Source organism: Streptomyces fradiae ATCC 10745 = DSM 40063 (genome assembly GCF_008704425.1).
GTDB lineage: Bacteria > Actinomycetota > Actinomycetes > Streptomycetales > Streptomycetaceae > Streptomyces > Streptomyces fradiae.
In genome coordinates, this window is record NZ_CP023696.1 from 914,078 (window position 1) to 926,398 (window position 12,321).

The window sequence follows — 12,321 nt, forward strand, 5'->3', positions numbered from 1 at the left end:
GGTCCGGGACGTGGACGCCTCGCGCCCCCGCACCGCCGGCGGATCAGGCCCCCGCGGAGCCCCCCAGGGCCGCCTCGCCCGCCGCCCGCATCGCGGCGAGCGGGGCCGGGGAGCGGCCGGTCATCAGCTCGACCTGGAGCACGGCCTGGTGGACGAGGAGGTCGAGGCCGCCGAGGACCGCGCCGCCGCGCGCGGACCAGGCCGCCGCGAGCGGCGTCGGCCACGGGTCGTACAGCACGTCGAAGAGCGTGCCGGGGCCCTCGGGCACGGACCGGGCCAGCTCGTCGGTGGCACCGGCCGGGGTGGTGGCGACGACCAGGGGCGCGGTGAGGGCGCGGGCGGCGTCGGACCAGTCGGCGGTGCGCACGTCGACGCCGAGGCGCTCGCCCCAGCCGCGCATCTCGCCGGCCCGGGCGGCGCTGCGCACGTAGGCGGTGACGGGGCCGGAGCAGACGCGGGCGAGCGCGGCCAGAGCGGAGGAGGCGGTCGCGCCCGCGCCGAGGACGGCGGCCTCCTCGACCTTCTCGACACCGCGCTCGCGCAGGGCGGCGATCAGGCCGGGGATGTCGGTGTTGTCGCCGACGCGGCGGCCGTCGCCGGTGAGGACGACGGTGTTGACGGCCTCGACGGAACGGGCGGTGTCGCTGATCTCGTCCAGGAGCGGGATGACGGCGCGCTTGAGCGGCATCGTCAGGGACAGCCCGGCCCAGCCGGCGTCGAGGGTGGCGAAGAAGCCGGGCAGCCGCGCCTCGTCCACCTCGAACCGGTCGTACGTCCAGCCGGTGAGGCCCAGCTCGGCGTACGCGGCGCGGTGCAGGACGGGGGAGAGCGAGTGGGCGATCGGCGATCCCAGGACGGCCGCCCGGCGCGCCTCAGCTTCCCTGGTTGTCATTGAACTTCGCCTTCAGCTTGAGGAAGTCGGCGTGGTTCTTGGCGAACTCGGTCTTGTTCATGCCGTCCGTCGCCACGAAGTACATCCAGCCGTCGGACGTCGGGGCGAGGGCGGCGGCGAGCGCCTGCTTGCCGGGGTTGCCGATCGGGCCGGGGGTCAGGCCCTTCTGGGTGTACGTGTTGTACGGGTCCCGGTTGCTGTTGATCTCGGACTCGCTGATCTTGATCTCGCTCTGGCCGTTGAGGTAGTTGAAGGCCGAGTCGAACTGCAGGAGCCGGTTGGTCTCCGTGTTGGTGGGCTTGAGCCGGTTGTAGACGACCTCGCTCATCTTGCGGAAGTCGTCCTCGGTCTTGCCCTCCGCCTGGACGAGGCTCGCGACGGTGACCAGCTCCCACGCGTTCTTCAGGCCCAGCGAGGCGGCCTTCGACTCCAGGCCGAGCGCGGCGTACTCGGAGTTGGCGCGGGTGACCATCTTCTTCAGGACGTCCTCGGGCTTGTTGCCCTTGGCGACCGGGTAGTCGGCCGGGAAGAGGAAGCCCTCCAGCGGGTCCTTGACCTTGGGGTGGCCGGTCGCCCAGGCGGGCAGGCCGAGCTTGTCGGCGTTCTCCCGCGCGGTCTTCTCGGTGGTGCCGGCGGGCAGTTCGAGACGCTTGTCGATCTGCTCGTACACCCAGGCGTTGCGCTTGCCCTCGGGGATGATGAGGACGTTGCGGCTCTTTGGGCTGAGCATGGCGTCGACGGCGGAGGCCGCGGACATGCCCTTCTGGAGGGTGTAGATGCCCGGCTGGATGGAGAGGCCCTTGGGGTTCTTCTCCTGGGCGGTGACGAAGGCGTCCACGCTCTTGACGACCCCGGCCTTGACCAGGGCGTTGCCGATCACGCTGCCGGTCGCGTCCTTGGGGACCTCGACGGTGACCGCCTCGCCCGTGCCGGAGCCGGTGAAGTCCGGCGCGGGACCGAACCGGTCCTGCCAGAACTGGTACCCGACGTAGCCGACGCCGCCGAGGCCGCCGGCGAGGACCAGGGCGACGAAGAGGCAGGCGACGCCGTTGCGGCCCTTGCGCTTCTTGGTGCGGCCGCGGCCCGCGCCGCGCCGGGACCCGGCCGGTTCGTCGTCGTACGCGTCGTCGTACTCGTCGGACGCGTCGTACTCGTCGTGCGCGCCGCCGGGGCCGTCGTGGCCGCCGTCGCCGCCGGGGCCCTCGGGTCCGCCGCCGCGCCGCCGGGAGCCGCCGCGCCGTGCGCGGCCGTCCGGGCCGGTGCCGTCGGCGGCGCCCCGGGAGTCGGAGGGGGCGGCGGGGTCGGCCGGGTCGCCCGGATGCGGCCGGGTGTCGCCGTCCGGGGCCTCGGCCTGCCACTGGCCGCCCTGCCCGTGGCCCTGACCGGCCCGGTCCTCGGCGGTGTGGCCCTGCCCGGCGTGGTCCTGGGCGGCCCGGCCGTGGCCGTGCGGGTCGGTGTCGCGCTGCCCCGGCGGCCTCGGGGGCGGGTACGCCTCGGGGGTGCTGTACGGGTCGGGGGCGCCGGCCCCGTACGGCTCGGCGGGCGGCGGCGTCCCGTACGGCATGGCGGTGTGCTGGCCGGTCCCGGTGTCCCAGCCGCCTCCGTACCCCTGGCCGGGGGCCCCGGCGCCGTACTCGTGGCCGTGGCCGCCGCCGTACTGCTGCTGCGGGTCGTGGGCCTGGGCGCCGTACTGCTGCCCGCCGGCGGCCTGGCCGCCGTATCCCTGGGCGGGTCCCGTGCCGTACTCCTGGCCGGGGGTGCCGTAGTCGTGCCCGGCGGCCCCCGCGCCGTACTGCCCGCCCCCCGCGTCGCACTGCCGGCCGTCGTGACCCTGCTGGTACGGGTCCTGGTGGCCGCCGCCGTACTGCGGCTGCTGCTGGTAGGCGCCCGCGGACTGCTCGCCTCCCCAGCCCTGGTCCCCGTACAGGGGGTCCTCGGGGTGCCAGGGCTGGGAGCCGGGGCTCCGGCCATACTCAGTCATCGATCCCCAAACAGCCGTGAGGCTTCCGGGACGTCCGCCTCTACGTCGTACGGCGGCTGTTCGAACGCCACCGCATCGCGCGGAACGTTACCGTATCGCGATCAGATGACCACTTCGACGCCCTCTCCGGGCGGATTACCCGATACCCGTTCGGACTCAAGAGCGTTCTGAAGGATGATCACAGCGGCGGCCTGGTCGATGACGGACCGGCCCTTCTTCGCCTTCACCCCCGAGGCGCGCAGCCCGTGGGTCGCGGAGACGGTGCTCATCCGCTCGTCGACCAGCCGGACCGGCACCGGGGCGATCCCGCGGGCCAGCTCCAGGGCGAAGCCGCGGACCTTGGCGGCGGCCGGCCCCTCCCGCCCGTTGAGGGAGCGGGGGAGGCCGATGACCACCTCGATCGGCTCGTACTCCTCGACGAGCAGGCGCAGCCGCCGGTGGGCGGCCGGGACGTCGCGCCCCGGCACGGTCTCCACCGGCGTGGCGAGGACCCCGTCGGGGTCGCACGAGGCGACCCCGATCCGGGCGTCCCCGACGTCGACCGCCAGCCGGCGCCCGCGCCGCATCCCGCTCATCAGGCGGTCTCGGCGACCAGGCGCTCGACGGCACCGATGGCGTCGCCCACGGCCTCGGGGTTCTGGCCGCCGCCCTGGGCGACGTCCGGCTTGCCGCCACCGCCGCCGCCGAGGGTCTTGGCGGCCGTGCGGACCAGGTCGCCGGCCTTGAGGCCGCGCTCGCGGGCCGCCTCGTTGGTGGCGATCACGGTCAGCGGCCGGCCGCCCGACGTGCTGAACAGGGCGACCACGGCGGGGCGGTCGCCGGGGATGCGGCCGCGTACGTCGAGGACCAGCTTGCGCAGGTCGTCGGCGCCCGTTCCGTCCGGCACCCGGCCGGTGACCAGGGCGACGCCGCGGACGTCCCGGGCGGACTCGGCGAGTCCGGCGGCGGCCTGGAGGACCTTCTCCGCGCGGAACCGCTCGATCTCCTTCTCGGCGTCCTTGAGCTTGGAGAGCATGCCGGAGATCTTCTCGGGCAGCTCCTCCGGACGGCCCTTGACCAGCTCCTGGAGCTGGGCGACGACCGTGTGCTCGCGGGCGAGGAAGTGGTAGGCGTCGACGCCGACGAGGGCCTCGATACGGCGCACGCCGGAGCCGATGGACGACTCGCCGAGGAGCTTCACCAGGCCGAGCTGGGCGGTGTTGTGGACGTGCGTGCCGCCGCACAGCTCCTTGGAGAAGTCGCCGATGGTCACGACGCGGACCTTCTCGCCGTACTTCTCGCCGAACTCGGCGATGGCGCCCTGGCGCTTGGCCTCGTCGATCGGCATGACCTCGGCGTGCACGTCCAGCTCGCGGGCGAGGACCTCGTTGATCTTCTGCTCGACGTCCGTCATGACCGTCTGCGGCACGGCGGACGGGGAGCCGAAGTCGAAGCGGAAGCGGCCGGGCTGGTTCTCCGAGCCGGCCTGGGCGGCCGTCGGGCCGAGGGCGTCGCGCAGCGCCTGGTGGGTGAGGTGGGTGGCGCTGTGGGCGCGGGCGATGGCCCGGCGGCGCCGGACGTCGATGGCGGCGTAGGCGGTGGCGCCCACGGTCACCTCGCCGACCTGCACGGAGCCCTTGTGCACGGAGACACCGGGGACCGGCTGCTGCACGTCGCGGACCTCGATGACGGCGCCGCTGTGCAGCCGGATGCGGCCGGTGTCGGCGATCTGGCCGCCGCCCTCGGCGTAGAACGGGGTGCGGTCGAGGACGACCTCGACCTCGTCGCCCTCGGAGGCGGCCGGCGAGGAGACGCCGTTGACCAGCAGGCCGACGACGGTGGACTCGCCCTCGGTGTTGGTGTAGCCGGTGAACTCGGTGGCGCCGGAGGCGTCGGCGATCTCGCGGTACGCGGTGACGTCGGCGTGGCCGGTCTTCTTGGCGCGGGCGTCGGCCTTGGCGCGCTCCCGCTGCTCCTTCATCAGGCGGCGGAAGCCGTCCTCGTCCACGGTCAGGCCCTGCTCGGCGGCCATCTCCAGGGTGAGGTCGATGGGGAAGCCCCACGTGTCGTGGAGGAGGAACGCCTTGTCGCCGGGGAGGACCCTGCCGCCGGCGGCCTTGGTCTCGGTGACGGCGGTGTCGAGGATGTTGGTGCCGGCCTTCAGCGTCTTGAGGAAGGCGGCCTCCTCGGCGAGGGCGACCGTCTCGACGCGCTTGCGGTCGGTCTCCAGCTCCGGGTACTGCTCGCCCATGGTGCGGATGACCGTGTCGACGAGCTGCCCGACGACCGGGCCGGTGGCGCCGAGGAGGCGCATGTTGCGGATGGCGCGGCGCATGATGCGGCGCAGGACGTAGCCGCGGCCCTCGTTGCCGGGGGTGACGCCGTCGCCGATCAGCATCACGGAGGTGCGCATGTGGTCGGCGACCACGCGCAGGGAGACGTCGCTCTCCTGGGCCTGGCCGTAGCGGACACCGGTGAGCTCGGTGGCCTTGTCGATGACGACCTTGAGGGTGTCCGTCTCGTACATGTTCTGGACGCCCTGGAGGATCATCGCCAGGCGCTCCAGGCCGAGGCCGGTGTCGATGTTCTTGCTCGGCAGGTCGCCGAGGATCTCGAAGTCCTCCTTCGAGGTGCCCTCGCCGCGCTCGTACTGCATGAAGACGAGGTTCCAGATCTCCACGTACCGCTCGTCGTTGACGGCGGGGCCGCCCTCGGCGCCGAACTCGGGGCCGCGGTCGTAGTTGATCTCGGAGCAGGGCCCGCAGGGGCCGGGGACGCCCATGGACCAGAAGTTGTCCTTCTTGCCCAGGCGCTGGATGCGCTCGGCGGGGACTCCCACGACGTCGCGCCAGATCTTCTCGGCCTCGTCGTCGTCCTGGTAGACGGTGATCCAGAGCTTCTCGGGCTCCAGGCCGTAGCCGCCGTGCTCGACCGGGGTGGTGAGCAGCTCCCAGGCGAGCTTGATGGCGCCTTCCTTGAAGTAGTCGCCGAAGGAGAAGTTGCCGCACATCTGGAAGAACGTGCCGTGGCGGGTGGTCTTGCCGACCTCCTCGATGTCCGGCGTGCGCACGCACTTCTGGACGCTGGAGGCACGCGTGTAGGGCGGCTTCTCCTCGCCGAGGAAGAAGGGCTTGAAGGGCACCATGCCGGCGTTGACCAGGAGGAGAGTCGGGTCGTCCGCGATGAGCGACGCCGAAGGGACGACGGTGTGCCCGCGCTCCTCGAAGAAGCTCAGCCAGCGGCGGCGGATTTCAGCCGACTCCATCAGTGGTCCTCATTCCGGTTGTACGGGTGGGTGGGGTACGGGTGCGGGTGGGCGCGGTGCGCGGGGGCGGGGCCGCCCGGTCCGAGCGCCGTGCGCCGGGGTGCGGGAAGGGCCGGGTCGACCGGTGCCTCCAGCCCCAGCGCCTCCTCCAGCTCGGCCTCGCGCTGGAGCATTCCCGCGCGGACGTCGAGGGCGAACTCCTTGAGCCGGTGGCCCGTCTCGACCGCCTTGTCGGCGGCCTGCGCGGCGAGGCTCTCGGGGGTGAGCTGCTTGAGCTTGCGGTTGACCTTGGTGGTGGCCCACACGCCGGCTGCCGCGCCGGCGGTGAACCAGAATGCCCGGCGGAACATGTGTCGCGTCAGCCTTTCCGGTTCCGGCCGCCGCGCGCCCTGGGGACCGTGCGGCCGACGATGACGGTGCGCCGCGGCCCCTGCCGCTCGGCGGGCCGGTCGGTCTTGTCGCGGGTCAGCGCGCGGCGTACGCCGTAGCCGAAGGCCGCGACCTTGACGAGGGGGCCTCCGAAGGTGGAGGCGACGGTGGTGGAGAGCGCGGACGCGTTGGAGGTGACCTCCTGGACGTCCGAGGCGATGGCGTCGACCCGGTCGAGCTGGGTCTGCGCGGAGCGCACGGTCGCGGAGGCGTCGGCCAGCAGCGGGACGGCCTGCTCGGTCACCTCCGCCACGAGCCGGGTGGTCGCCCTGAGCGTCTGGGCAAGCCTCACCAGCACCACGGCCAGGAAGGACACCAGGATCGCCCAGAAGACGGCCACCAGGATCCCGGCAACCTCTCCACCGGTCACTGCGCACCGCTCTCTGTTCGTCGTAGTCCGCCGGTCTCTCGCACCTGCGAAGTCGTCCTCCGAGCCTATCGCGCCCGTGGTGGCTCCCCGAACGGGTTTCGCCCACCGCGGGAGCCGGTCCCGGAGCCTGCCCGGGAGCCGATCCCGGGGCCGGTGCCGAAGCCGGTGCCGAAGCCGGTCCCGGGACGCGGAAGCCCGCCGGCTCCGCCACCGCGTGGGGTGGGGAGGCGGCGGGCTCGAGAACCGCTGCGGTGCTGTCCGTACCGCGCCCGGATCAGCGGGCGTAGTACTCGACGACGAGCTGCTCGTCGCAGATGACCGGGATCTCCTTGCGGTTCGGCTCGCGGTCGAGGCGGAAGGCCAGGGCCTTCAGGTTGACCTGCAGGTAGCGCGGGATCTCGCCGTCGGGGGCGAAGCCGCCCTCGCGGGCCACCTGGAACAGGGCCTTGGCGCGGGAGCGCTCGCGGACCATCACGACGTCGTCGGGGCGGACGCGGAAGGACGGCTTGTCGACCTTCTGGCCGTTGACCTCGATGTGGCCGTGGACGACCATCTGACGGGCCTGGTAGATGGTGCGGGCGATGCCCGAACGCAGGACCAGGGCGTCGAGGCGGCGCTCGAGCTCGACGACCAGCGCCTCACCCGTCTTGCCCTCGGCCTTCTTGGCGCGGTCGTAGGCGCGGGCCATCTGGCGCTCGCTGATGTCGTACTGGGCGCGCAGACGCTGCTTCTCGAGCAGACGGACCTTGTAGTCCGAGTTCTGCTTGCGGCCACGGCCGTGCTCGCCCGGCGGGTAGGGGCGGGCCTCGAAGTACTTGACGGCCTTCGGCGTCAGCGCGATGCCGAGCGCACGGGACTTCTTGACCTTGGGACGCGACTGGTTAGGCACGTTCTCCAGACCTCCGAAATAGGTTAGGTTAGGCTCACCTTACTCAAGGAGATCGCATGTCTCGCCCTGGGAACACCACGCGCATCACAGACAGCAGCACAGAGAACGACGCCTCTCAACAGGGCGTCGATGTGACGGAGGTCCGATCAGCTCATGGTCAGCCGCGTCCCAGCGGACTTGAAACCGCCCGGATGCCGTCAGCAGCCGAGCGCACACGAACTCTCGTACAGGGTACATGCTCCGCGGCACTGCTGATCCCCGGAGCCGCCGCGGCCCATCCCGGGCACCTCGCCCCCGACCTGCGGGTCATCGGCCCCGACGGCGAGATCCTGCTCCTCTACCCCTCCGGCTCCCCCGCCGTGCGCGCCGCCGCCCCCGCCCGCGGCGACGAGCTCCGGGCCGTCCTGGAGCTCACCGACGTGGCCCCGGTCGCCGTGCCGCACCGCGTCCGGGGCCGCGCCTGGGTATCCGGCCGGCTCACCCTCTCCCCCGCCGCCGCCGAACCCGGCCGCGCCCTGCTCCGGCTGGAGGTCGGCGACCTCCACCTCGACGACCTGTGGGGCGCCGGGCCCGTCGACCCCGAGGACTTCGCGCGCGCCGAGCCGGACCCGCTGCGCGCCCACGAGGCCGAGCTGCTCCAGCACCTGGCCGCCGCCCACGACGACCGGATGCTCGCCCTCGCCGCGCTGCTCGGCCACCGCGCCGGGACGGGTCCCGCCGCCGTGCGCCGGGTGACGCCGCTGGCCCTGGACCGCTTCGGGCTCCGCGTGCGCTGCCGGGACGCCGAGGGCCGTACGTTCGACGCGCGCTTCGACTTCCCCGCGCCCGTACGCCACGTGCACGGGCTGCGGCGCGCCCTGCACGCCCTCTTCGAGGCGGCCGGCGAGGCCCCCTAGGAGGGCTGCCGCGGGGTGTCGCCGCCGCGCAGCCGCTCCCGCACCTTCTCCACCACGTCGGCGTACCGCGCCTCCGCGCCGTAGCGGGTCGGCTGGTAGTAGCGCCTGCCCCGCACGGCGTCCGGGGCGTACTGCTGGGCGGCGATCGCGCCGGGCACGTCGTGCGGGTAGACGTACCCCCGCGCGTGGCCCAGGTCGGCCGCGCCCTTGTAGTGCCCGTCGCGCAGGTGCGGCGGCACCGGTCCGGCCAGCCCCGCCCGCACGTCCGCCTGGGCGGCCTGGATGGCCAGCGTCGCCGCGTTCGACTTGGGGGCCAGGGCCAGGGCGATCACGGCGTGGCCGAGGGTCAGCGCCGCCTCGGGGAAGCCGATCATCGCGACCGCCTGGGCCGCCGCGACCGCCGTGGGCAGCGCCGTCGGGTCCGCGAGCCCGATGTCCTCGCTCGCGGAGATCATCAGCCGCCGGGCGATGAACCGCGGGTCCTCCCCCGCCTCGATCATCCGGGCCAGGTAGTGCAGCGCCGCGTCCACGTCCGAGCCCCGGATGGACTTGATCAGCGCGCTCGCCACGTCGTAGTGCTGGTCGCCGTCCCGGTCGTACGTGACGGCCGCCCGGTCGACCGTCTCCTCCAGCGTCGCGAGGGTGATCTCCGGCTCGCCCTTCGCGAGGGCCGCCCCGGCCGCCGCCTCCAGCGCCGTGAGCGCCCGCCGGGCGTCGCCGCCGGCCACCCGCAGCAGATGCGCCTCGGCGTCGCCGGTGAGCGCGACCGCCCCGGCCAGCCCGCGCTCCTCGGTCAGCGCCCTGCGCAGCAGGCCGCGCAGGTCGTCGTCGGTGAGCGGCTCCAGCGTCAGCAGCAGGGAGCGGGAGAGCAGCGGGGAGATCACCGAGAAGTACGGGTTCTCCGTCGTCGCCGCGATGAGCGTGACCCAGCGGTTCTCCACGGCCGGCAGCAGCGAGTCCTGCTGCGCCTTGCTGAAGCGGTGGATCTCGTCCAGGAACAGGACGGTCTCCTTGCCGAAGCCGCCGGCGGCGCGGCGGGCGCCCTCGATGACCGCGCGCACCTCCTTGACCCCGGCCGTGATCGCGGACAGCTCCACGAACCGCTTGTTCGTCGCCTTCGAGACCACGTACGCCAGGGTCGTCTTGCCGATGCCGGGCGGGCCCCACAGGATCACCGACGACGCCCCGGCCGGGCCGCCGGCGCCGTCGCCGACCAGGCGGCGCAGCGGCGAACCGGGCTTCAGCAGATGCCGCTGGCCGACGACCTCGTCGAGCGTGCGCGGGCGCATCCGCACGGCGAGCGGGCTGCTCGCCGGGTCCTTCTCCTGGCGGTCTTCGGCTGCGGCGGTAAAGAGGTCGGGCTCCACGCCATGAAGCCTATGCCAGCCCGCTGACAGCGCCGCCGGGCCGCCGCGGCCCCCCGTCCGCCCGGCCCCGGCGCGGCGCGCCGGGCCCGGCGCAGGCGGGTGGTCCGGTCACCGGAACCAGAAGTCCCACCAGCGGGTCAGGATCAGCATGCCGATGATGCCGATGTGCACGACCGGCAGGACCCAGGTGAACTCGTCGAGGAAGCGCTTCAGGCCGTCGGGCCCGGGGAGCATCCCGGCGCGGACGTTGTGCGAGGTGACGTACCAGAACATGACGATCGTCGCGACCCAGGCGAGGCAGCACCACAGGCACAGGGCGTTGATCTCGTACAGGGACTGGACCATCAGCCAGGTGCAGAAGCCCACGCCGAACAGCGTGCCGGCGTTGAAGCCGAGCCAGTACCAGCGGCGGTAGCGTGCGCCGGCGAGCAGGCCGACGCCGATGAGTATCACCATGCCGTACGTCACGAGGCCGAGCATCGGGTTCGGGAAGCCGAACACCGTCGCCTGGTCGCTCTCCATGATGTTGCGGCACGCGACCACGGGGTTGAAGCTGCAGCCCGGGGTGAACGAGGGGTCCTCGAGGAGCTTGAACTTGTCGAGCGTGATGACCCACGCGGCGAGCAGCCCTGCGGCTCCGGTGACGATCAGCATCCAGGCGAAGGCCCGGCTCGCGCCGTGGGTGCGCGGGTCGGCGGACACGTCGTCAACTTCTGGGGTCGTCGTCATAGCGGCCATTCCGTGGATGGGTCTGCTGCGGTGGCGTGGTGGAACCGTGGTCATTGTGCAGGAGAGGAGCCCGTGCGCGCCGTTCGTTCGGCATAAGGAAGGACCTTCGACCCGCGGGACGGGGCCGGTTTCGGGCCAGGCGGCCCCGTGCGGCGCCCCGCCCGCGGCCGGGGCCCGCCCGCCGGACGGCTCCCGGCCGCACGTGAGGGGCGGGGCGTCCGCCGCGGCGGGCCCCGCCCCTCACCGGGAGCGCGGGGATCAGGCCAGTCTGGCCCGGAGGGTGCTCACCACCGCGTCGAGCGCGACGGGGACCTGCTCGCCGGACTCCATGTCCTTGAGCTGGGCGGTGCCCTCCGCGAGGTCCCGCTCCCCCGCGACGAGCGCGAAGCGGGCGCCGGAGCGGTTGGCGTTCTTCATCGCGCCCTTCAGCCCCTTGCCGCCGAAGGAGAAGTCGGCCGCCACGCCCGCGCGGCGCAGCTCGGTGACGACGCCGAACAGCACGCGCCGCGCCTCCTCGCCGAGCGGCACGGCGTACACGCTGGTCGCGGCCGGGATGTCCAGGGTGACGCCCTCGGCCTGGAGCGCCAGGACCGTGCGGTCCACGCCGAGCGCCCAGCCGACGGACGGCAGCGCGGGGCCGCCGATCATCTCGGACAGGCCGTCGTAGCGCCCGCCGCCGCCCACCGCGGACTGCGAGCCCAGGCCGCCGTGGACGAACTCGAAGGTGGTGCGGGTGTAGTAGTCCAGGCCGCGCACGAGCTTCGGGTCGTCCTCGAAGGCGACCCCGGCGGCCGTGATCAGCTCGCGGACCTCCTCGTGGTACGCCTTGCACGCGTCGCACAGGTGGTCGCGCAGCAGCGGGGCGTCGGCGAGCTGCCGCTGGACCGCCTCCCGCTTGTCGTCCAGGACGCGCAGCGGGTTGATCTCGGCCCGGCGCAGGGTGTCCTCGTCCAGGTCGAGGCCGCGCAGGAAGTCCTGGAGCGCGGCCCGGTAGACGGGGCGGCACTCCTTGTCGCCGAGGCTGTTCAGCAGGATGCGGAAGTTGCGCAGGCCCAGCGAGCGGTACGCCTGGTCGGCCAGGATGATCAGCTCGGCGTCGAGCGCCGGGTCCTCGGCGCCGATCGCCTCGGCGCCCACCTGGGAGAAGTGGCGGTAGCGGCCCTTCTGGGGGCGCTCGTAGCGGTAGTACGAGCCGGAGTACCAGAGCTTGACGGGCAGGTTGCCCGCCTTGTGCAGGTTGGCCTCGAGCGCGGCGCGCAGCACGGAGGCGGTGCCCTCGGGCCGCAGGGCGAGCCGGTCGCCGCCCTTCGTCTCGAAGGCGTACATCTCCTTGGTGACGATGTCGGTGGACTCGCCGACGCCGCGCGCGAACAGCTCGACGTCCTCGAAGCCGGGCGTCTCGATGTAGCCGTAGCCGGAGTTGCGCAGGGGCGCGGCGATGGCCTCGCGCACCGCCAGGTACGTCGCGGAGTCGGGCGGCAGCAGGTCGTACGTGCCCTTGGGGGCCTGGAAGGTACTCACGGG

The 12,321-nt window shown here is 73.2% G+C and carries 11 protein-coding genes; 1 reads left to right on the forward strand and 10 read right to left on the reverse strand.

Features of this window, described 5'->3' with window-relative positions; genetic code table 11:
* Positions 1-43 precede the first annotated feature (43 nt).
* From CP974_RS03880 to rpsD, 7 genes are all read right to left on the reverse strand, one after another.
* Positions 44-892 carry a shikimate dehydrogenase gene (locus tag CP974_RS03880; protein ID WP_031128947.1) on the reverse strand — a complete coding sequence of 283 codons (849 nt, stop codon included), beginning with the start codon at positions 890-892 and terminating at the stop codon, positions 44-46.
* Positions 873-2,873 (reverse strand): endolytic transglycosylase MltG, encoded by a 2,001-nt coding sequence (mltG, locus tag CP974_RS03885; protein ID WP_037936652.1) that lies wholly within the window; start codon positions 2,871-2,873, stop codon positions 873-875. Before mltG ends, CP974_RS03880 begins: the two co-directional genes overlap by 20 nt.
* A 101-nt stretch (positions 2,874-2,974) precedes the next feature.
* Positions 2,975-3,448, reverse strand: coding sequence for a Holliday junction resolvase RuvX (gene ruvX / locus CP974_RS03890; protein WP_031128949.1), 474 nt, complete (start codon positions 3,446-3,448; stop codon positions 2,975-2,977).
* Positions 3,448-6,117, reverse strand: a complete 2,670-nt coding sequence (gene alaS, locus CP974_RS03895) for an alanine--tRNA ligase (RefSeq protein WP_031128950.1) — start codon at positions 6,115-6,117, stop codon at positions 3,448-3,450. Before alaS ends, ruvX begins: the two co-directional genes overlap by 1 nt.
* A complete protein-coding gene (locus CP974_RS03900) occupies positions 6,117-6,467 on the reverse strand; it encodes a DUF6167 family protein (protein ID WP_031128951.1) in 351 nt (116 codons plus the stop codon). Before CP974_RS03900 ends, alaS begins: the two co-directional genes overlap by 1 nt.
* An 8-nt stretch (positions 6,468-6,475) precedes the next feature.
* The gene (locus CP974_RS03905; RefSeq protein ID WP_031128952.1) at positions 6,476-6,916 is read right to left on the reverse strand and encodes a DUF948 domain-containing protein; all 441 of its coding nucleotides are present in this window, start codon (positions 6,914-6,916) and stop codon (positions 6,476-6,478) included.
* A 274-nt stretch (positions 6,917-7,190) separates the two neighbouring features.
* The gene (rpsD, locus tag CP974_RS03910) at positions 7,191-7,805 is read right to left on the reverse strand and encodes a 30S ribosomal protein S4 (RefSeq protein WP_031128953.1); all 615 of its coding nucleotides are present in this window, start codon (positions 7,803-7,805) and stop codon (positions 7,191-7,193) included.
* 191 nt (positions 7,806-7,996) lie between these two features.
* On the opposite strand from rpsD, the gene CP974_RS03915 reads away from it, so the two are divergent.
* Complete coding sequence (locus tag CP974_RS03915) at positions 7,997-8,701, forward strand: DUF2470 domain-containing protein (RefSeq protein ID WP_031128954.1); 705 nt, start codon at positions 7,997-7,999, stop codon at positions 8,699-8,701.
* Here CP974_RS03915 and CP974_RS03920 read toward each other — a convergent pair.
* The 3 genes from CP974_RS03920 to hisS form a co-directional block, all read right to left on the reverse strand.
* On the reverse strand, positions 8,698-10,068 hold the full coding sequence (locus tag CP974_RS03920) for a replication-associated recombination protein A (protein WP_031128955.1): 1,371 nt from the start codon (positions 10,066-10,068) through the stop codon (positions 8,698-8,700). The genes CP974_RS03915 and CP974_RS03920 overlap by 4 nt on opposite strands.
* 108 nt (positions 10,069-10,176) lie before the next feature.
* Positions 10,177-10,806 carry a vitamin K epoxide reductase family protein gene (locus CP974_RS03925; RefSeq protein WP_373276772.1) on the reverse strand — a complete coding sequence of 210 codons (630 nt, stop codon included), beginning with the start codon at positions 10,804-10,806 and terminating at the stop codon, positions 10,177-10,179.
* Positions 10,807-11,055: 249 nt separating this feature from the next.
* Positions 11,056-12,318, reverse strand: coding sequence for a histidine--tRNA ligase (gene hisS, locus CP974_RS03930; protein ID WP_031128957.1), 1,263 nt, complete (start codon positions 12,316-12,318; stop codon positions 11,056-11,058).
* Between the last annotated feature and the right edge of the window lie 3 nt (positions 12,319-12,321).

Bases quoted from the DNA above. Each gene is read 5' to 3' on its own strand.
- CP974_RS03880 (WP_031128947.1), bottom strand. From the start codon at position 892: ATGACAACCAGGGAAGCTGAGGCGCGCCGGGCGGCCGTCCTGGGATCG.
- mltG (WP_037936652.1), bottom strand. From the start codon at position 2,873: ATGACTGAGTATGGCCGGAGCCCCGGCTCCCAGCCCTGGCACCCCGAG.
- ruvX (WP_031128949.1), bottom strand. From the start codon at position 3,448: ATGAGCGGGATGCGGCGCGGGCGCCGGCTGGCGGTCGACGTCGGGGAC.
- alaS (WP_031128950.1), bottom strand. From the start codon at position 6,117: ATGGAGTCGGCTGAAATCCGCCGCCGCTGGCTGAGCTTCTTCGAGGAG.
- CP974_RS03900 (WP_031128951.1), bottom strand. From the start codon at position 6,467: ATGTTCCGCCGGGCATTCTGGTTCACCGCCGGCGCGGCAGCCGGCGTG.
- CP974_RS03915 (WP_031128954.1), top strand. From the start codon at position 7,997: ATGCCGTCAGCAGCCGAGCGCACACGAACTCTCGTACAGGGTACATGC.
- CP974_RS03925 (WP_373276772.1), bottom strand. From the start codon at position 10,806: ATGGCCGCTATGACGACGACCCCAGAAGTTGACGACGTGTCCGCCGAC.